The sequence below is a fragment of the Actinomycetota bacterium genome, assembly GCA_040754375.1.
GTDB lineage: Bacteria > Actinomycetota > Acidimicrobiia > Acidimicrobiales > AC-14 > JBFMCT01.
On the sequence record JBFMCT010000051.1, the window covers coordinates 1 to 19,525 of the forward strand.

The following is a 19,525-nucleotide window of genomic DNA, read 5'->3' on the forward strand; positions in this document are numbered from 1 at the left end:
AGTGCGTGCAGGATTCCGGGTCGAGGAGGAACTGGGTTTCTGTCTCGGATGTCATCTCGGAAGTCTGTGCCTTGCCTTTCACAGCTGAATGCCTGCGGATAGGATACATGGCGCGGCTGAGGGTGGCAAAGGCGGTGACTGCGAGCAAGGGCGAGGGGGTCCGAAGCGCGCCGCGGTGACACGTCTCGTCGATACCGCTAGTATCTGATGCGTGCAGACGGTGATGAGCTCAATCGAGGCAGCCAGAGACGATCCTCGCTCGCTGGAGGAGCTTTACCGCAGCGCCGTGACCTCAGGTGACGAGCCGCTGTTCGTAGATGCGATCGCCGCCCTTCTGGTGCGATATCCAGACAACCTCCTTCTCCAAGCCTGGTCGCATCGGCTGGACATCGCCAGAGAGCCCGGCCCGAGTACGGGGACCGCTGAGATTGCCCAACACGCGACGCGACGGCACTGGCTCGCCGCTATCTTGACGAGCGCCGCCCTGGGGCTCACCTTCGTCTTCCTCACCTGGGAGATGGCCGGGCGCCTCGCGGACCCTGCCTCGCCCCGGTTCCTGCTCGGCTGGGCGCCGGCTACTGCGGCGGCCGTCCTTGTCTTCTCCTACGCCACAGGGCCCGACAAACGACGACTCCAGCTATACGTCGGCGCACTCCTACTGCTTGCGCTGCTCTTTGGCCTGGCAGCCTGGGAGGGATGGGTGCCCCTCGCCGCGATGCGCGACGCCGATCGCGAGCCGGCGGGACTCGCGCAAGCCTGGCTGATCGCGCTGCATCTTCCCTTTGTCTGCTGGGGAGTGCTGGCCGGCGCGATGTGCGCGACGCTCGGGGACCTCTGGCGGCAGGTCTTCGCATTCGTGGCGAAGTCCGCCGAGACTATCGTCACCGCCGGGCTGTACGTGATTGCCGGAGGCGTCTTCACCGGTCTGACGGTCGGCATCTTCCGGGCGCTCGGGGTTACCCTGTCGGAAGAGCTGGTCGTCAGGTTCGTCTGCTGGGGCGCGGGCGCAATCCCGGTCCTGGCCGTCGCCACGGTCTACGACGCAACCGGCGCGCCGGCGGATCAGGAGTGGCAGACGGGTCTTGCCCGCGTCATCAGAATACTAGTACGCCTGCTTCTACCCCTGACGATCGGGGTGCTGCTCGTCTACGATGCCTACTTCATCCCGACCCAGTTCATGAAGGCCTTCACCCAGCGCGAGACGCTGATCATCTACAACGTGACGATCGTCGCGATTATCGCCGTGCTGGCCGTGGCCGCACCGGGGTTGGACGAGCGACTCGCGGGACGCGGATCTCAGATCCTGCGGTTGGCGATCATGGCCGCGGCGATCCTGACCTTGCTGCTCAACGTCTACGCACTCGCGGCGATCGTCAGCCGGACGATCTCAGGCGGCTACACGCCGAACCGGCACGCGGTGATTGGGTGGAACGTCGTGACACTGGCTATGCTTGGAAGGGTGTTGACCAGGCAGGCTCTTGCGAAGGGAAGACCGTGGGCGGATGTCTGGCGCCGCTCGATGGCTCAAGCGCTCGTGCTCGCCGTGGTTTGGTCAGCGTGGGTCGTCGTGGGATTGCCGCACTTCTAGGGCCTACTCCGCCAACAGTCGCACGAATTCGTCCTCATCGATCGTCGTCACGCCGAGCTTCTTCGCCTTCTCCAACTTGCTGCCCGGCTCGGCGCCGACGACCACGTAGTCCGTCTTGGCGCTGACGCTCGAGGTCACCTTGCCGCCGCGCAGCTTGATCTCTTCCGTCGCTTCCTCACGCGTGAATCCCTCCAGCCCGCCGGTGAGCACGAACGTCTTTCCTGCCAACGGCCGCGGCCCCGCCGCGCGCTCCTCAGACATCCTCACGCCCGCCGCCTTCAGCCGCTCGATCACTTCGCGGTTCTGCGACTGCTCGAAGAAGAGCGCCACACTCTCGGCGATCACCGGCCCAATACCCTCGGTCTCCTCAAGCTGTTCGCGGCCGGCGCCCATCAGTGCGTCCATCGAACCGAACTGGTCTGCGAGGACCTGCGCGACGGTCCCGCCAACGTGCCGGATGCCCAGGCCGTAGATGAGCCGCGAGAGCGGCCGGCGCTTTGATGTCTCGATCGCCGCCGCAAGATTGTCGGCTCCCTTGCCGACGCTCTTCATCCGGCCGGTGGCCGTCTCGCCCGACGCGTGCTCCGCCGCTTCCTCCGCGGCTTCCGACTCGATCTTGGTCGTGACCGCAAGCAGGTCTTGGCGCGTCAGACGGTAGAAGTCCGAAACGTCTCTCAGTCTGCCGCGCTCAACGAGGGCCACGATTCTCTCTTCGCCCATGCCTTCGATGTCCATCGCTCCGCGACCCGCGAAGTGTATCAGCCGACCGATGCGTTGCGCCGGACAGGCCACATTCGTGCAGTAGGCGACGGCCTCATCCGCCTGGCGATCCACCGCGGCATCGCAGACCGGGCAGCGCGGCGGCATTTGCCAAACTTGCTCTTTGCCGGTGCGCTTCGAGACGACCGGGGCGACCACCTCGGGAATCACGTCCCCAGCCTTCTGCACGATGATCGTGTCCCCGATGCGGATATCCTTGCGCCGCACCTCGTCCTCATTGTGCAGCGTGGCGCGCTGGATTGTGGAGCCGGCCACCCGTACCGGGTCGAAGTAGGCGATTGGCGTCAGCGCGCCGGTCCTGCCGACGCTGGCCACGATGTCGCGCAGCACACTCGTCGCCTGCTCGGGCGGGAACTTGTAGGCCGTCGCCCAGCGCGGCGCTTTGCTGGTGGCGCCAAGACGGTTCTGCTGCTGTAGCGAATCGACTTTCACGACCACGCCGTCGATCTCGAACGGAAGCGTATCGCGCCCTTGCTGCCAATCGAGACAGAACTTGAACGCCTCCTCAGCATTGGCAACCTTCGCGTTTCGCGTGTTGATGCGCAGCCCGGCCCGTTGCATGTATTGCAGGGAGTCCCAGTGCGTTGGGAAGCGCGGCCCCGCGCCGATCTGATAGAAGAAGATGTCCAGGGAGCGGCTCGCCGTGACGGCCGGATCGAGCTGGCGCAGACTCCCCGCAGCCGCATTGCGGGGGTTGGCAAAGAGCAAGAGAGGCGGGAGTCCCTGCCGTGTGCGCTCCTCATTCAGCAGTTCGCGCTCGCGATTAATCCGCTCGAACTCGGCGACCGGCAGGTACGCTTCACCCCGAACCTCTAGTAGAGCCGGAGGGTTGTCGAGATGGAGTCTCAGAGGTATCGAACGAATGGTGCGCAGGTTCGGCGTGATGTCCTCACCCACCTCGCCGTCGCCACGCGTCGCGCCGCGCGCGAGAACGCCGTTCTCATAGGTCACGGCGACCGCGGTCCCATCGATCTTCAGCTCGCAGACGAGCTCAACTTGCTCCCCGTTCAGCTCCTTCTCGACCCGCGCCAGAAACACTTCCAGCTCTTGTTGGTCAAAGGCGTTGCCGAGAGACAGCATCTTGGTTGCATGGCGCACCGGCGCGAAGCCCTCGGCGGGAGGCGCACCCACTCGCTGCGTGGGCGAGTCGGGAGTGACCAGCTCCGGGAACGCGGCCTCGATCGACTCGAGCTCGCGCATGAGTCGATCGTACTCCGCATCCGAGATCTCGGGCTCGTCAAGAATATAGTAGCGGTAGTTGTGGTGATCGATCTGGCTCCTGAGTTCTTTGGCGCGGCGCGCCGCTTCCTGCTTCTCGATGGCGACCCCCAGCCCGAGGCGGTTCGTCGTCGCCGATATTACCCTGACCGTCCGGCACTGAACAGGGACGACGGGCAACCACACCGGGCGCACCATGGCGAAGGGGGGCCCCCGGCCCGGCCCCCCCCCCCCCCCCCCCGCTCGAGGAGGTCGGGCGGCACCAGGCCCCCCACGGTGCGCACCGTGGTGAGCCCGCCCAGGTGGTCGGGGCGCAGTGCCGTAGCCCGGCTCATCGCGGGCCGGCGGCGGTCACCGGCAGCCACACGTAGAGGCCGAGCACGTCGGCCGGCTTCTGGGCCGCCACGGCCAGCCCCCGGCGGGCGGCGCCGGCCGCCGCCCGGACGCGGCGGTGGGCGTCGAGCAGCTCGGTGGCCAGGCGGTCGGCCTCGGCGTCGAGGGCGGGCGACAACGAGGGCAACGAGGTGGTCAGGCGGGCCAGGAGGTCGGCGGCGTGGTCGGGGGCGACGTTGGCGTCGGCGGTGGCGCCGAGCAGAGCGTCGACGTCGGCCGGGCCCAGCCAGGCGGCGGCGTCGGGGGGGCCGGCGAAAGCCAGGAAGCGGGCGTCCTCGGTGACGAGGGAGCGGGTGCCGTCGCGCCCCGGCAGGTCGAGGTGGAAGCGGAACCGGACCAGCACCAGCGTCGTGCGCTGGCTGACGGCCCGGGTGCGGCCCACCCCGGCTCGCGCCGCGATGCTTGCTGGCCGGCCTTCGGCCGGCTCCCCGGGCGGGGCCCCAACCCCGCCCTCCTCCAGAGCGTGGGGGCCCCTGCCCCACGCCTGGCCGTGAGCGGGAGGTACTCCGGCATCGAGGGCGGTGTCGAGCACGTGGCGGGCCACGGCCTCGACGTGGGGGTCGGTGCGGGCCAGCAGGCCATGGCCCCGGGGCACGGGCAGGTCGGGGTGCAGCGGAAGGGGCTCGGCGTGGCCGGGGGGCAGGGCGTCGCGCAGGCCCACCGGCAGGGTCGAGGTGACCACCTCCCAGCTCGGTCCCCGGCGGGTGACCGACGCCCCCAGGGCCCGTAGCGCCTCGACCGTGAACTCGGCGACCTCTTGGCGGGTGCCCATCGCCTGGCGGGAGGCGGCCACCTCGCGGGCCACCTCCTCGGGGTGCACCCCCTCGTGGGCGTACTTCGTCTGGGACCGCCGCTCCCGCTCGGCCGCCGACTCCCACGCCCGGTGGAGGTCGTCACGGCGCTGCTCCAGGCCGAGGTCGAAGGCGAGCTGGTCGGCCGGGCGCTGGCCCCGCAGCACGAGTCCCTCCATGAGCGCCTCCACCACCCCGTCGGACTCGTCGGGCACGGGCACCGACACCCCGGTGGCCGCCCGGATGGCCCGGTGCTTGCGGATCAGCACGTCGAGCACGATGCCGTCGATACGGTTGTCCCGCCCGTAGATGGTGACGGCCCGCACCACGTCGCGCCGCTGCCCGAACCGGTCGACGCGTCCTTCGCGTTGCTCGTGGCGGGTGGGGTTCCACGCCAGGTCGTAGTGGACGACGGCCCCGAAGTGCTCCTGGAGGTTGACTCCCTCGGAGAGGCAGTCGGTGGCCACCAGCACGTGGCGGCCGGCGAGGGTGCACAGCTCGGCGATGCGCTCCTGGCGAAGTTCGGGCGGCAGCCGCCCGGTCACGGCGGCCACGTTCACCTCGGCCCCCAGCACCCGAGGCTCGCCCAGGTGCGCGGCCACATACTCGGCGGTGTCGATGAAGCGGCAGAACACGATGGGGTCGTAGCCGTCGGCCAGCAGGCCCTTCAGCTCGTCCACGAGGGTGGCCAGCTTTCGGTCGAACCGGGGCCCGGTCAGTTGGGCCGCGTCGCGGGCCAGGGCCAGCAGGCGGCGCTTCTCCCCGAGCACGGGCTGGCCGGCGGCCGCCACCTCGGCGGCGGTGGAGCCCTCGTCGATGCCCTCGTCCTCCACCGTGCCCACGGCGTCGGCCCCCGGGGTGACGTCGAGGGACTCCAGAGCCTCGTCGTCGGCCGAGTCGAGCACCACCGCCCGCCCCAGGGCGTCGGCCTCCTCCACGCTCTCGGCCTGGGCGGCCGACGCCCGGGTGCGCAGCGTGGCCGCCGCCGCCGCCGGCGAGGAGGCGAGGGTGCGCAGCAGGGCCAGGGCCGACCACCACCTCACTCTTTGGCGCACCGTGGGGCCGGACGGGTCGGTGGCGTCGACCACCTGCTCACGGGCGTAGGCCAGGACGCGGTCGAAGAAGGCGGCGTAGGGCGCCGACAGCTCGTAGGGCGCCTCCCGGCTGAGACGGTCGGAGGGAAAGGCGGTGTCCTCGTCGAGGTAGTGGCGGATGTCGGCCCGGCGACGCTGAACGAAGTGGCGGGCCAGCCGCGCCCGCCCCCGGGGGTCGTCGAGGTCGACGGTGGCCAGTTCGGGGTCGAGCAGGGCCAGCAGGTTGCGGAAGCCCTCCTCCTTGCCCGAGTGGGGCGTGGCCGTCACCAGCACGAGGTGGCGGGTGGCGTCGGCGGCCAGGGCCTTGAGCAGCTCGTGGCGCTGGGTGCGGGCCCGGGCGCCGCCGCCCGACCCCTCGGCCACCGCGGTGTGGGCCTCGTCGACGATCACCAGCTCGGGGCAGTGGTTCACGAACTCGTGGCGCCGGGCCGGGGACTTGATGAAGTCGGTGGAGATCACCACGTGGGGGTAGCGGTCGAACAGCGACTGGTTGAGCATCAGCCGGCGGGACAGGCGGGCGGCGGTGGCCGGCAGTACGAGCTCGGCGTCGATGGCGAACTTGTCCCGCAGCTCGCCCTGCCACTGCTCGGCCAGGGCTGGGCTGCACAGCACGGCCAGGCGGCGGGCGTCGCCCTGGGCCAGCAGCTCGGCGGCGATAAGGCCGGCCTCGACGGTCTTGCCGATACCCACGTCGTCGGCGATGAGCATGCGCACCGGGCCCTGGCGCAGGGCGAGCAACAGGGGCACGAACTGGTAGGCCCGGGGTTCCACGGCCAGGTTGGCCAGTGAGCGGAACGGCCCGGCCGAAGACCGGAAGCCGATGCGCAGCGCGGTACGCAGCAGGCGGGCGCTGGCAGCGTCGCCCAGGTCGGCGGCCGTCGGCGGAGGGAAGGTGGCGGGCCGCACCGGCTCGAGGTTGGGCAGGACGGCGGCGGTGTCGTCGTCGCCACCACCCAGGGGCCGTAGCACCAACAGGTCGGGCTCGCTCTCGGCCAGCACCACCCACTCCCGCCCCCGTGCATGCACGAGCGACCCAGCCGCGAACGAGCCTGCTCCCCGCCCACCGAGCTCCATGGCCGACAACCGTAGGCTGTCCAAGCCGCCCCCGCGCCGGGGGGTGTCCCGGCAGCGGTGGCGATACTGGTCCTGGCCAAGTAGAGTCTGGGTCCTAATCCTCCCCGCCTTTCGGGACGCCTTCGGCTCACCGGAATGGCGGGGTTTACCTTTCCGGGGACCTCGTCCGTGAGCAGAGTCGCCGTCTTCATCGACTACCAGAACGTCTACAAGGCGGCGCAGGCGTGCTTCGCGCAGAGGTACGACGCGCGGGAGAAGGTGCCACTACCTGGCCCGAGCGGACTACGGCGCGTCGCCGACCTGACGGATTACACCCGCTCCCGCCCGGAGGGCTCCCAATAGGGCTAGTTCCGTGGGACCGCCCGAGGGCTACTTGGGGATTGTGCAAACTGTCGCAAACAATGCGCATGTCGGTATGTGTCTCATAAAGCGCAAACCAATGCGCTACGGTTGGGCAGGTGAACGCCGAAGAGGTCAAGGCACTCGCCCGGGCAGGCGAGTCGCTGAGCGTGGAGTTCAAGACGGAGGTCAACGATGATCGGCTTGTCGAGGCCGTCGTCTGCCTTGCTAACGCTGACGGTGGCCGGATCCTGCTCGGCGTGGCTGACGACGGCTCGATCACCGGGACCACCCCCCGCCACGGGACGACAACCGACCCGGTTCGCCTCGCGTCCATGATCGCTGGCCGCACGGCGCCATCGGTCGTGGTCGAGGCTGAGGTCCACGCCATCGACGGCAAGCACGTCGTGGCGGTACACGTCGCCCCGCCCCGAACGATCGTCTCCACTTCCGGCGGGCTATACCTGCGCAGGGCGATCGACGTGCAGGGCAAGCCGACATGCGTGCCCATGCTCCCCCACGAGCAGCTCGGCCGAGCCGGTGCGATCGGAGCGGTCGACGTCTCACTCCTGCCGCTGCCGGGTGCCACCAAGCCGGACCTCGATCCGGCGGAACTCGCCCGCTTCCGCGATCTCGCCGGCGGCCAGGGCGACCGGGTGCTCGCCACCCTCTCCGACCATGACCTGATCACCGCCTTGGGGTTCCTCCTTCCCGGTGGGGTCCTTGCCCTGGGCGCCGTGCTGCTGTTCGGCACCGACGCCGCCATCGAACGTTTTATCCCGACGCACGAAACCGCCTTCCAGGTCCTGGGGAACCTCGACGTGGTCGTCAACCGGATCGACAGAAGGCCGCTGCTGCGAGCCATGATCGAGCTGACCACCGCGATCGAGCCCTACAACCCCGAGGAGGAGATCGAGGACGGCCTCTTCAGGATCGGCCTCCCCCGCTTCGCCGACTCAACCCTGCGTGAGCTCGTCGCCAATGCGCTCGTCCATCGCGACTACGCCATGCGAGGACAGGTCAGGGTGGCGATCGAGGACGGGGTCCTCGCCATCTCCAACGCCGGAGGCTTCCCGGCAGGTATCACCGTCGGCAACGTCCTCACGGCCCCTCCCAACGCGCGCAACCCCCGGCTGGCCGACGCATTCAAGCGCGCTGGGATCGTTGACCGCACCGGCCGAGGCATCAACAAGGTCTACTGGAGCCAACTCGCGCTCGGGCGTGCCGCTCCCGACTATGGCCGCTCCACCGCCCAATGGGTCGAGGTGAGGGTCCGGCCCGGGCCTGCCGACCGTGAGCTGGCAGCGTTCGTCGCCGGGGCCGAACGACGCGGCGACAGGCTCTCCCTGCCCACGCTCCAGGTGCTGCACGAGGTCCGAGGGGAAGGGCGGATCACCTCGTCGCGGGCTGCCGAACTGCTTCAGCTCAACCAGGACGAGGCTCGTGCATTGCTCAACGAGCTGGTCGGTCGTGGCAACCTCGAATCCCGAGGTGAGCGAAAGGCCCGCACCTACCACCTCTCGGCTGCCATGTACCGCCAGCTAGGCCGTCCGGCCGACTACGTCCGGACCCGTGGCTTCGACCGCATCCAGCAGGAGGAGATGGTGGTCACCTACGCCCGCGAGCACGGGTCGATCACTCGTCGAGAGGCGGCCACCCTTTGCCAGCTCTCCGATGACCAGGCCTCGCGGCTGCTTCGCGGGCTCGCCGCGAGCGGCCGCTTGGAGATGGAGGGGTCGAGACGGTCCGCCCGTTACCGGGAGCCGGCGCGATGACAACCCATAGGGCTGCGCACCGTCCCTCGTGCTCGCGCGCTCACGGCCGCGATCATGAGCGGCGCGTGGCCCGGGCCGGCCCGAAAACCGAGCGATGGCGGGCGACCAGGGCCTCCCAGTCGTCGTCGTGGCGCACCCTGACCACGCCCCAACCGGCGTCGAGGAGCCGTTCCTCGGCGGCGGCGTCGCGCTCGGCCTGGGTGGTGTTGTCGTGGACGGGCCCGTCGACGAAAACGGCGTAGGGGCCGGTGGGCAGGTCGTAGACGAGGTCGGGCCGGGCGCGCGCTTCGAACACCGTCACCTGGGCCCGGTCGGGCAGGCGGTGGCCCCGGTCGTCGAGCCAGTCGACGAACCGTCGTTCCAGCGACGAGTCAGCCAGGGAGGCCAGCACGTCGCGGGCCTCGGCCCGGGTACGGCCGCCGGCACCGGCGGCCGTGGACGAGCCGGCCAGCTCCACCAGCAGGTCGCGGACGCGGTGGCGGTCGATCAGGGCGTGGTCTGACTGGTTGGAGTAGGACAGCAGGCACTCGTAGCAGCCCCGTTCGCAGCGCTCGCGCGCCCCGGGGGCATGCCCGAGGTCCTCCCCGGTGGAGGGGTGGAAGTGGCAGCGGTCGAGGGCCACCCGGGCGACCCGGGCGATGGCGTCGGGCTCGAGCACGAGACGGCGCAGGACGCCGGCACCCCCCTCGGCCGACTCGGTGAGCAGGAACCGGCCGCGGCGGCCGTCGTCGGGAAGGGCGGTCGAGTCGAGCTCGGCGTCCTCCAGTTGGAAGAAGGCCTCGGCCCCCCGCTCGAGGGCGTAGCGCAGCGAGGTGGCCTCGGTGTCGTCGAGGCGCCGGGCGTGGCGGACCACGACGATGTTGCGGGTGTCGGAGACGAAGGGGATGACCTTGGCGCGGGTGGCCACGTCGGCGAAGTCGCCCTCGAGGTGGCCGGCGTCGACGGGGGCGTCGGCTGCCTGGCGGTCCGAGAGCCAGCGCCCCGTCTCGGTGTCGAGCCAGAACCCCCGGTCGTCGCGGTCCTTGCGTCGCAGCCGTCCTACGTTGGTCAGCCGGACAGTGGCGGCATCGCCGTAGGTGAGCTCCAGCAGCGGGCCGTCGGGGTTGGCACCCAGCGTGCTGCGGGCGTCGATGCGGCCCGGGCGGTCACCGTGGGTGCCGTAGCGGTAGGAGACCTCGATCTCGAACCCCGAGCGCCGACGTTCCTCCTCGTCGCTGGAGATCCGCTCCCGCCGGCGGGTGTGCACGGTCTGAAGGCGCAGCAGCCCGTAGGTCTTGGCCGCCAGGCCGGTTCCGCACCCCTCGCACGTGTCGGTGCCCACCCCCACCGGATGGTGGTAGCCGCACGCCTGGCAGCGGCGGGCGTCCTCGGTGTCGACCGACGCCCGGCCCTCGGCACTGCGGGGGAGCTGGATACGCACGACCTCGTAGCGGGCGCCCTCGTGGTAGATGAGAGCGCCCGGCCCGAACTCCCGGATGGCCAGGAAGCGGGGTCGCTGGAGGTAGTCGCCCTCCCGGGACCCCCGGCCGGGCCGCCCTCCGGGGATGTAGGCGGCCAGGGGCAGGCGGGGGAACGAGTAGCCGGGCAGGAAGCCCTCCGAGGCCAGGTAGCGGTAGGAGTAGAAGTCGGTCTGGCCGACCTCGGCGTCCTCGTTGCGCAGCAGCCTCAGGCGGTCACGGGCCTCGCGCGCACGACTGGCGGCGTTGTCCTGAGATCTGCGGGGGGCGCTGGGGTCGACGGCCACCCGGCCCTGCTCGGTGTACTCGGCCAGCGTGGTGAGGTAGAGGTCGCGCCAGCGGTCGAGAGCCCGGTCGAGGTTGTCGGGCGCCCGTTCCACCACGTCGGCCACCCACCCGTCGTACCACCAGGGGGCCGGGTCGCCGGCGGTAGCCCAGGTGCGCCGCAGGTCGGCCACCACCCGTTCGGCCCGGGGGACGGCCCGGCGCCGGGCGCGGGCGTCGATGAGCGCCCGCCACACCTCGGGCCGGAAGGCCAGGCTGGGGGTGTCACCGGCGGCGTCCACCACGTCGGTGAGGCACGACTTCATCGACTGGCCCGTCTCGGCCAGCCAAACGGCGTGGACGTGGGAGCGCACCAGCTCCTCGTTGGCCAAGTCGAGGCGGGGCGGCTGTACCGCGCCGGCCACCATGTCGCGGCTGCGGGCGAACCAGTATGAGTCGTGGGCGTTGCCGGTGGCGCAGTAGGTGGTGACCAGCGCGGGCTGGCCCGACCGCCCCGCCCGCCCCGACCGTTGGGCGTAGTTGGCGGGCGTGGGGGGCACGTTGCGCAGGGCGACGGCGTTGAGGCTGGCGATGTCGATCCCCAGCTCCATCGTGGGCGAGCAGTAGAGCAGGGGGAGGGTGCCCTCGCGGAAGTCCTCCTCGCGCTCCTCCCGGGCCGCGGGGGGCACCTGGGCGGTGTGCTCCTTGGCGTACATCCCGGCCAGGCTGAGGCCGACCTCGCGGTACAGGTCACGGAAGAAGGGGTTGACCCGGGCCACGGCCTCGCTCTCCAGCCGCCGCCGCAGCGGGTCATCGGCACCCTTGGTGCCGTCGCCCGGGGCCCAGCGCAGCGCCGAGGCCTTCAGCCGGTAGCCCGGCACCCCGTTGGCGTCGACGCCCGCCTGGGTCAGCACGCCCACCTCGTGGAGGACCGCCAGCAGGCCGGCGCCGATGGCCAGGCCGTCCTCGGCCGACAGCGCGCGCCCCAGGCCGGCGGGGCTGCGCAGGTAGCGGCCGAAGGCGGTGCGGCCCGAGACGTTGAGGTCGGTACGGGCCCCGCCCGGCGTGCCCGAGCGCGGGTAGGCCGTGCCCACCAGTTCGAGGCGCTCGGTGTCCTCAATGCGCCACGGCTCGCGCAGGTGCTGGCGGGACTCCCGCTGGACGCGCTCGAAGCCCAGCTCGGTCAGGCAGTCCACGTCGATGGCCAGCACCCGGCGCAGCTCGTCGAGCAGGATGCGGGCCAGCTCCTGGCGCAGGGCCGCATCGGCGGCCACGAGGGCGGGGTGGCGCCCGGTCCAGGTGGGCTCGTCGGCCGCGATCTCGGCCAGGTCGGCGTACTGCACCCGCAGGAGCCCGGTCTGCTCCAGGTTGGGCATGGTTACCCGCCAGCCCCGCTTCAGGTCGGTGTAGAGGCGGTACTCCACGACCTGGCGCAGGGCCCGCTCGGCCGACTCCTTGGCCGAGAACTTGGCCTCGGGGCTGGCCGCGAACCGGGCGGGCTCCAGGCCGAGGGCGGCCGTCACCTCCTGGGCGACGACCTCGTGGGTGAGCCCGGTGGGGCGGGCGGCCAGGGCGGCGCACAGCGCGCCTCGGAGCTGGCCGACCTGGGCGAAGTCGTTGAAGTGACCCGCCTGGAGGGAGGCGTCCTGGCGGTTGTCGACGAACGTCAGCAGCTTGCGGGCCTTGTTGTCGAGGGCCTCGGGGGGCAGGGCGCGTAGGGAGCGGACGACGCTGGCGCTCAGCACGGTGACGGCTGACGACCGTCCCTCCTGGTCGAGGGTGGCCAGCTTGGAGAAGTCGTTGCCCCGCACCTGCTCGTAGGAGACCCGGCAGCGCAGGCAGAAGGCGAACGGGGTCGACATGAACCAGGCGGGCACGCCTTGGCCCTCCGGGCGTTGCTCGCCGTCGGGGGCGAGCCAGACCGGCGTCGGGAGGTACTTGCGCTTGGAGGCGACCACCGAGGACGTGCCGTTGTCGTCCTCCAGCAGCCAGTGGTCGGGAAGGCGCCCGTCCTCGGCCGGGTCGGCGGGCCAGGGGAGGTCGGTCGACAGGTAGAGGTAGCCGGTGACGGCGTCGCCCCCGGAGGCGTCGGCGTCGCGGCGGCCGACGAACCGGACCGGCCCGCCGTCGGCGACCCGGGCCACCACGTAGTACTCCTGGCCGCACTCTCGGCAGAACCCCAGCGGCAGCAGAGCCTTGTGGTCGGCACCCGGCACCCGTAGCTGGTAGTGGTCGGTCAGGTAGCGGTCGGGCTCGGGCTCGAGGCTGGCGTGGACGGTGTCGCCCTTGGACACGAACTGGTGGAGCCGGAAGGCGAAGAGCGGCCGCCCGTGGTCGGGGTGACGGGCGCGGCTGCCCGCCAACAGGGTGTTGCGGATAGCGGTGGCGCAGGTGCCGGCGTCGATGCCGGCCTCGCCCGCCAGCCGCTCGGCGGCCAGGGCGACCGAGGTGGGGACCTGGCGGACGAGGGCGGCCGTCTCGGGGTCGGCGGCCAGGCCGAACGCCGACTCGACCCAGGCCGCCAGCGGGTCGCCGGCCAACTCGGCGTAGGGCGTGGCTGGGGCCTGGGGGTCGGTGGCCGCGGCCTGCGCGGCTGCTAGGCGCAGGGCGGCGACGCCGGGCTGGTCGCCGGTGGTGGCCCTCACCAGCGTCTCGCCGATGACCGCCTCGGGTGCCACCTCGGCCCCGAACAGGCGGGACGCGAGGTCGGCCACGTCGCGGCGCCGACCGGCCAGCGTGGCGGTGGTCGACGCGACCGTGGCCGAGGTGCCGACGACCTGGAGGCCGGGCGACTCGCACGCTTCGCGCACCCGCCGCACGAGCATGGCCACGTCGGCACCCTGTCGGCCCCGGTAGGTATGGAACTCGTCGAGCACCAGGAAGCGGAGGCCCCGGGCGGCCTCGATGAGGTGCTGGCGCTCGTCGGGACGGGTCAGGACGAGGTCGAGCATCACGTAGTTGGTGAGCAGGATGTCGGGCGGCTCGGCGAGGATGCGCCGGCGCTCGTCGGGCTTCTCCTGGCCGGTGTAGCGCTCGAAGGTCACCGGCTGCTCCCCCGGCCCATAGCCGTAGGACAGGAACTTGCGCAGTTCGATCCGCTGGCTGTTGGCCAGGGCGTTCATGGGGTAGACGACGATGGCCTTGACCCCCGCCTGGCGTCGTCCGCCCCCGTCGGCCTGCTCGCGCAGCACCCGGTCGACGACGGGCACGATGTAGCCGAGGGACTTGCCCGAGCCCGTGCCCGTGGTCAGGACATAGGACCGGCCTGTCGCGGCGACCTCGATGGCGTCGCGCTGGTGGCGGTGGAACGTCACCGGCCGCCCGCCGGAGTCGTCGGGCCCGGACTTGAGCCGGAAGATTCGGGCGCACTCGGGGTGGAGCACGCCGCCGTCGGCCAGCTCGGTGGCCGTCCCCCCGACGGCGAAGTTGGGGTTGAGCGACAGCCAGGGCTCGGGCCACTGCGACCCCTCGGCCAGCCGTTGCTCGATGAACCCCGCGATCCGCGGGTCTCGCGGCTCCACGAACGCAGCCGTGAAAGCCCGGTAGTCCCCGACGAGCTGCTCCCGGACCCTAAAGACGTCCACGCCCGCTCCTCCACCGCCCGACGCCCATCGCTCGACCTTACGGCGCCCCAGCCGCTCGGGTCAGACCACGACGCGAGGGAGACGATCGTCCGCCATGTGGCTCGGTCCATTCGCCCGCGGCGGACCTAGCATTTGGCCCATGGCGTCGATGCGGCGAACAACGTCGGGGAACTTCCAGGTCCGCTACCGGGACCCCAACGGCCGCCAGCGGGCGCGCAACTTCACCAGGAAGACGGATGCCACGCGGTTCGCCGCTTCGGTGGAGACCGACAAGGTCCGTGGCGACTGGCTGGACCCGAGGCTCGGCAAGGTCACCTTCGCCGACTGGGCCGACGAGTGGCTGGGCCAGTTGGGCCACCTGAAGCCGAAGACGCGCCTCGACTACGAGGTCAACCTGCGCCGGCATGTGCTGCCCCTCCTCGGCGATGCGCCGGTGGGCTCGATCGACCGACCGGCGATGAGGACGTTCACGAGCGACCTGACCGCCGGCGGCGCCGGCCCCGACGTCGTCCGGATCGCCGCCCAGGTGGCGCGCCACGTGCTGGCGGTTGCGGTGGATGCCGGCGCACTCAAGGCCAACCCGGCGAGTGCGCTTCGCCTCGTCCGCCCGCGCAAGTCCGAGATGCTGTTCCTCAGGCCTGAGGAAGTCCAAGCACTCGCCGATGCAATCACCCCGCCGTACGGCACACTGATCCGGTTCGCGGCCTACACCGGCCTTCGGGCCGGCGAGATCGGAGCAGTTCGGGTCAAGCGGATCGATTTCCGGCGCGCGCGGGTCGAGGTTGCGGAGTCCGTCAGTGATGTCGCCGGCCAACTCATCGTCGGGCCTACCAAGACGTACGCGAACCGCCATGTGCCCATGCCACCGCGACTGCTGGAAGAGCTCGCCACCTACCTTGGGGCACGACGCGACAACCGGGAGGAACTCGTCTTCACCAGCCCGAAGGGGGGGCCGCTCCGGCACGGCAACTTCTACAGCAGCAAGTTCAAGCCGGCGGTCCGGACCGCGGGCTTGCCCGAGGGCCTGAGGTTCCACGACCTGAGGCACACCTATGCCGCGTTCTGCATCGCCTCGACGGCTGATCCATATGCCGTGATGCGCCGTATGGGGCACTCATCGATCACGGTCACCTACGACACCTATGGGCACTTGTTCCCGGAGCGGGACGTCGAGATTACCGACGCCCTCGACGGGCTGTTCCAGCGGGGTGTGGACTTTTTGTGGACTCGCCCGGCCTCGCCAGGAACCTCAGAAGCCTCGGCATAGCCTCTGAACTGCAAATTTGCCAGCGCGCTGGGAGGGATTCGAACCCCCAACCTTCTGATCCGTAGTCAGATGCTCTATCCGTTGAGCTACCAGCGCTGAAGGTTGTGGCCGCCCGTGGGGGCGACCTCTGGCAGTCTACCCGGCGTTTCCGGGCGGGCCGGGCGGGGGAGGAACGGGCCGATCGCAAAGGAGGAGCATCATGCCCAAAGTGAACCCCAAGACGGGTGAACCGATGACCGATGACCCCGAGGAGCAGAACAGCGACCTGCGAGGCGGGCGCAAGGAAGGTGACCCGTCCCTGAAAGGCGCGTCGTCCACCGGCGGCGGGAACATCACCGAGAAGAAGATCTGACCAAGGCCGGCGGCCGGCGGAGAGGGAGGGATTCGAACCCTCGAGGAGGCTTTACACCCCCTAATCGCTTAGCAGGCGATCACCTTCGGCCGCTCGGTCACCTCTCCTCGCCCCCCGAGTGTTGCACAGCCGTGGCCCCGCCGTCGTCGGCCTGGCAGTCTCGGTAGGTTCGTGACCGCTGAGCGGCAGGAAATCTACCGAGACTTCGGCAGGTGCCGGCGGAGGGAGTGGGATTCGAACCCACGGGGCTCGTCGCCCAAGGCTTTTCAAGAGCCTCGCATTCGGCCGCTCTGCCATCCCTCCCGGAAGCCGCCGGTGGGGCCAGGTTACCGGCCCGGCGAACGCACGACCTTGGCCCGAAGGTTGCTGACCCAGTGGTCGGCGGACCGCCATGAGGCCTCGGCGTCGCGGCGGATGGCGGGGCCGTGCTCGCCAGCGGCCGGGTAGGACCCGAGGAACTTGATGCTGCGCAGCTGGGCGTGGAGGTCACGCAAGGTGTCGTAGACGACCTCGTCGTCGACGTGTCCCTCCAGGTCGATGATGAAGCAGTAGTCGCCCAGGATGTGCTTAGTCGGGCGCGACTCCAGCTTGGTCAGGTTGATGTTGCGGGCCGTGAACTGGCCCAAGATGGCGTGCAGGCTCCCAGGCTGGTCATGCTCTTGGAAGCACACGATCGTGGTCTTGTCGTGTCCGGTCATCTCCGGGATCCCGGCCGTGGGCGGGGCCACGACCACGAAGCGGGTCACGTTGTCGGTGTGGTCCTGGATGCCCTCGGCCAGCACCTCCAGCCCGTACAGCTCGGCGGCCAGGGCGGTGCCCACGGCGGCCGTGCCATCGGGCGGGGACTGGCCGACCTGGCGGGCGGCCTCGGCCGTGGACGTAGAAGCCAGCACGGGCACACCGGGCAGGGTCTCGGACAGGAACCGCCGGCACTGGGCGGCCGCGTCTGGGAACGAGGCCACCGCCTTGACGTCGGCCAGGGACATTCCCGGCGGGCCCAGCAGGTTCTGGCGGATCCCGATGACGACCTCGCGCTGGATGAGCAGGTCGTACTCGAAGATGAGCGCGTCGAGCACCTGGCGAACCGTGCCCTCGATGGAGTTCTCCAGGGCCACGAACCCCAGGTCGACCTCGCCGGCGGCAGTGGCAGCCAGCACCTCGGGCATCGAGGGCAGGGCCACCAGGTCGCCGGCAGCCAGGTCGGGCTCGCCCAGCAGGGCCTCTTCGGTGAACGTCCCCGGGGGGCCCAGGAACCCGACCCGGGCCTGGCTAGGACCGGCGTTCTCGCTCACGGGGCCAGACCGTAGTTCTCCGGAGGCCGGCAGCCGGGCATCGGCGGCCTTCGGCGGGCACCGGCGGCGGGCACCGGGGCCGCTGGCGGGCCGTCGGCGGGCAGCCACCTCCGCCCACGGCGATAATGCACCCCGTGGACGAGCCCAGCCTGCGCCGGATCCTCGACGACGTGCGTTCGGGCGTCCTGTCGGCCGACGACGCCGTCTCCAAGTTGAAGCGCCTGCCGTTCGCCGACTTGGGCTTCGCCCGGGTCGACCACCACCGCGCCCTGCGCCAGGGCATGCCCGAAGCCGTATACGGCCCCGGCAAGTCGCCCGAGCAGTGTGCGGCCATCGTGGCCGAGCTGCTCGACGAACCGGGCGGGCCGGTGCTGCTGACCAGAGCCGACGAGCACCAGGCGGCCGCGGCCGAGGCCCGCAACCCGGGGGCCGTACGCACCGGCCACACGCTGGTGTGGCGTCCCCAGCCGCCCCGACCGGGCCGGGTGCTGGTCCTCACCGCCGGGACGGCCGACCTCCCGGTGGCCGAGGAGTGTGAGACCGTGCTCAGCGCCTTTGGCCTGCGTCCGCTCCTGCTGGCCGACGTCGGGGTGGCCGGGGTCCACCGGCTTCTGGTCACGGCCGACGAGCTGGCCGAGGCCGACGTGGTCATCGTGGTGGCCGGCATGGAGGGCGCGTTGGCCAGCCTGGCCGGGGGACTGACGCCCGCCCCGGTCATCGCCGTGCCGACCAGCGTGGGCTACGGGGCCGGGCTCAACGGCATCACCGCCCTACTGGCCATGATGGCCAGCTGCGCGGCCGGGATCACCGTGGTCGGTATCGACAACGGCTACGGCGCGGCCTGCGCGGCCCTGCGGCTGATGCGCCTCTCGTGACCAACGTCGCCTGGTTCCACTGCTTCGCGGGCATCGCCGGGGACATGGCCTTGGGCAGCCTGCTGGACGCCGGGGCGGACGTCGACGAGGTGCGCTCGCTCCTGGAGCGGCTGCCGGTGCCCGGCTGGCGGATGGAGATCGAGCCCACCATGCGCTCGGGCATCGCCGCCACCAGGGTCAAGGTACGGGCCCCCGAGGACGGGGTGGTCCGCACCTACGCCCACATCACCGGGCTCATCGACGAAGCCCGCCTGCCCGACCGGGTGCGGGACCGGGCACAGGCCACGTTCGCAGCCTTGGCGCGGGCCGAGGGCCGCCTCCACCGCCGGCCCGTCGAGCAGGTCCACTTCCACGAGGTCGGCGGGGTGGACGCCATCATCGACATCGTGGGCGTGTGCGCCGCCCTCGAGCTGCTCGACGTCGACCAGGTGCGGGCCAGCGCAGTGGCCACGGGCACGGGCATGGTCCGCAGCGCCCACGGGGCCCTGCCCAACCCCGCCCCGGCGGTGGTCGAGCTACTGCGGGGCGCCCCCACCTACGGGCGCGAGATCGGGGTCGAGCTGACCACCCCCACCGGGGCCGCTCTGCTGGCCGCCACCGCCACCTCGTACGGGCCCATGCCGGCGATGACGGTGATGGCCACCGGGTTCGGAGCGGGCGAGCGGGAGCTGCCCGACCTGCCCAACCTGACCCAGGTGGTGCTGGGCCAGGCCACCACCGCCACCGGGGCGGCCGGGCCCGGGCAGCCGGTCATGCTGCTGGAGGTCAACGTCGACGATGCCACCGGCGAGGTGCTGGCCCATACCCTGGCCGCCCTGCTCGACGCCGGTGCCCACGACGCCTGGGTCACGCCCATAGTGATGAAGAAGGGGCGCCCGGCCTACACGGTCAGCGCCCTCACCGACCCGGCCTTGGCCGAGCAGGTGGGCGGGGTGCTGACGGCTGAGACAGGTTCGCTGGGCCTGCGGGGCCAGCGCCTGGAGCGGTGGCCGGCGGCCCGCAGTAGCGGTGAGGTCGAGATCGAAGGCCTGCCCGTGCGGGTCAAGGTCAGCGCCGGTCGGGTCAAGGTCGAGCACTCCGACGCCGCCCGGGCCGCCCGCCGGGCCGGTCTGCCTCTGCGCGAGGTGCTGTCGAGGGCCGAGGAGGCCTGGCGGGCCCGGACGTCGGGCTCGCCCTCCGGCCCCGACCGCGCCGGCTGAAGCACCCGCCAGCGTCTCGGCGGGAGGCGATCGAACCCAGACCAGCACGGCCCTGCCCGGCGGGGGCCCTGCCCGGCGGCGGCCCTGCTCGTTGGCGGCCCCGTAAGGCGGCGGCCCTGCCCGGCGGCGGCCCTGCCCGGCGGCGGCCCTGCCCGGCGGCGGCCCTGCCCGGCGGCGGCCCTG

General features: G+C 71.3%; 10 protein-coding genes and 3 tRNA genes. 6 read left to right on the forward strand and 7 right to left on the reverse strand.

What is annotated here, in order from left to right; translation table 11 throughout:
• Positions 1-211: 211 nt before the first annotated feature.
• Positions 212-1,588, forward strand: a complete 1,377-nt coding sequence (locus AB1673_15565; protein MEW6155384.1) for a hypothetical protein — start codon at positions 212-214, stop codon at positions 1,586-1,588.
• Positions 1,589-1,591: 3 nt separating this feature from the next.
• Here AB1673_15565 and ligA read toward each other — a convergent pair whose 3' ends face one another.
• Positions 1,592-3,784 (reverse strand): NAD-dependent DNA ligase LigA, encoded by a 2,193-nt coding sequence (gene ligA / locus AB1673_15570; GenBank protein ID MEW6155385.1) that lies wholly within the window; start codon positions 3,782-3,784, stop codon positions 1,592-1,594.
• A 133-nt stretch (positions 3,785-3,917) separates the two neighbouring features.
• Entirely contained in the window at positions 3,918-6,938 is a 3,021-nt protein-coding gene (locus AB1673_15575) for a helicase-related protein (GenBank protein ID MEW6155386.1), read from the reverse strand.
• A gap of 458 nt (positions 6,939-7,396) precedes the next feature.
• Here AB1673_15575 and AB1673_15580 point away from each other — a divergent pair, with 458 nt between their 5' ends.
• Positions 7,397-9,052: an RNA-binding domain-containing protein gene (locus AB1673_15580; protein ID MEW6155387.1), complete on the forward strand. Its 1,656-nt coding sequence runs from the start codon at positions 7,397-7,399 to the stop codon at positions 9,050-9,052.
• 52 nt (positions 9,053-9,104) lie between these two features.
• On the opposite strand, the gene AB1673_15585 is transcribed toward AB1673_15580, so the two are convergent.
• Positions 9,105-14,357, reverse strand: a complete 5,253-nt coding sequence (locus tag AB1673_15585) for a DEAD/DEAH box helicase (protein ID MEW6155388.1) — start codon at positions 14,355-14,357, stop codon at positions 9,105-9,107.
• 139 nt (positions 14,358-14,496) lie between these two features.
• Here AB1673_15585 and AB1673_15590 point away from each other — a divergent pair, with 139 nt between their 5' ends.
• The gene (locus AB1673_15590) at positions 14,497-15,624 is read left to right on the forward strand and encodes a tyrosine-type recombinase/integrase (protein MEW6155389.1); all 1,128 of its coding nucleotides are present in this window, start codon (positions 14,497-14,499) and stop codon (positions 15,622-15,624) included.
• Positions 15,625-15,647: 23 nt separating this feature from the next.
• On the opposite strand, the gene AB1673_15595 is transcribed toward AB1673_15590, so the two are convergent.
• Positions 15,648-15,720, reverse strand: a tRNA-Arg gene (locus AB1673_15595).
• A 103-nt stretch (positions 15,721-15,823) separates the two neighbouring features.
• On the opposite strand from AB1673_15595, the gene AB1673_15600 reads away from it, so the two are divergent.
• Positions 15,824-15,976 (forward strand): hypothetical protein, encoded by a 153-nt coding sequence (locus AB1673_15600; protein MEW6155390.1) that lies wholly within the window; start codon positions 15,824-15,826, stop codon positions 15,974-15,976.
• 17 nt (positions 15,977-15,993) lie between these two features.
• Here the strand turns inward: AB1673_15600 and AB1673_15605 are convergent.
• From AB1673_15605 to pheA, 3 genes are all read right to left on the reverse strand, one after another.
• Positions 15,994-16,083, reverse strand: a tRNA-Ser gene (locus AB1673_15605).
• A 112-nt stretch (positions 16,084-16,195) separates the two neighbouring features.
• Positions 16,196-16,279 (reverse strand) — tRNA-Ser (locus tag AB1673_15610).
• 23 nt (positions 16,280-16,302) lie between these two features.
• Positions 16,303-17,268 carry a prephenate dehydratase gene (gene pheA, locus AB1673_15615; GenBank protein ID MEW6155391.1) on the reverse strand — a complete coding sequence of 322 codons (966 nt, stop codon included), beginning with the start codon at positions 17,266-17,268 and terminating at the stop codon, positions 16,303-16,305.
• A gap of 134 nt (positions 17,269-17,402) precedes the next feature.
• Here pheA and larB point away from each other — a divergent pair, with 134 nt between their 5' ends.
• On the forward strand, positions 17,403-18,143 hold the full coding sequence (gene larB / locus AB1673_15620; GenBank protein MEW6155392.1) for a nickel pincer cofactor biosynthesis protein LarB: 741 nt from the start codon (positions 17,403-17,405) through the stop codon (positions 18,141-18,143).
• On the forward strand, positions 18,140-19,342 hold the full coding sequence (gene larC, locus AB1673_15625) for a nickel pincer cofactor biosynthesis protein LarC (GenBank protein MEW6155393.1): 1,203 nt from the start codon (positions 18,140-18,142) through the stop codon (positions 19,340-19,342). Before larB ends, larC begins: the two co-directional genes overlap by 4 nt.
• Positions 19,343-19,525: the final 183 nt, after the last annotated feature.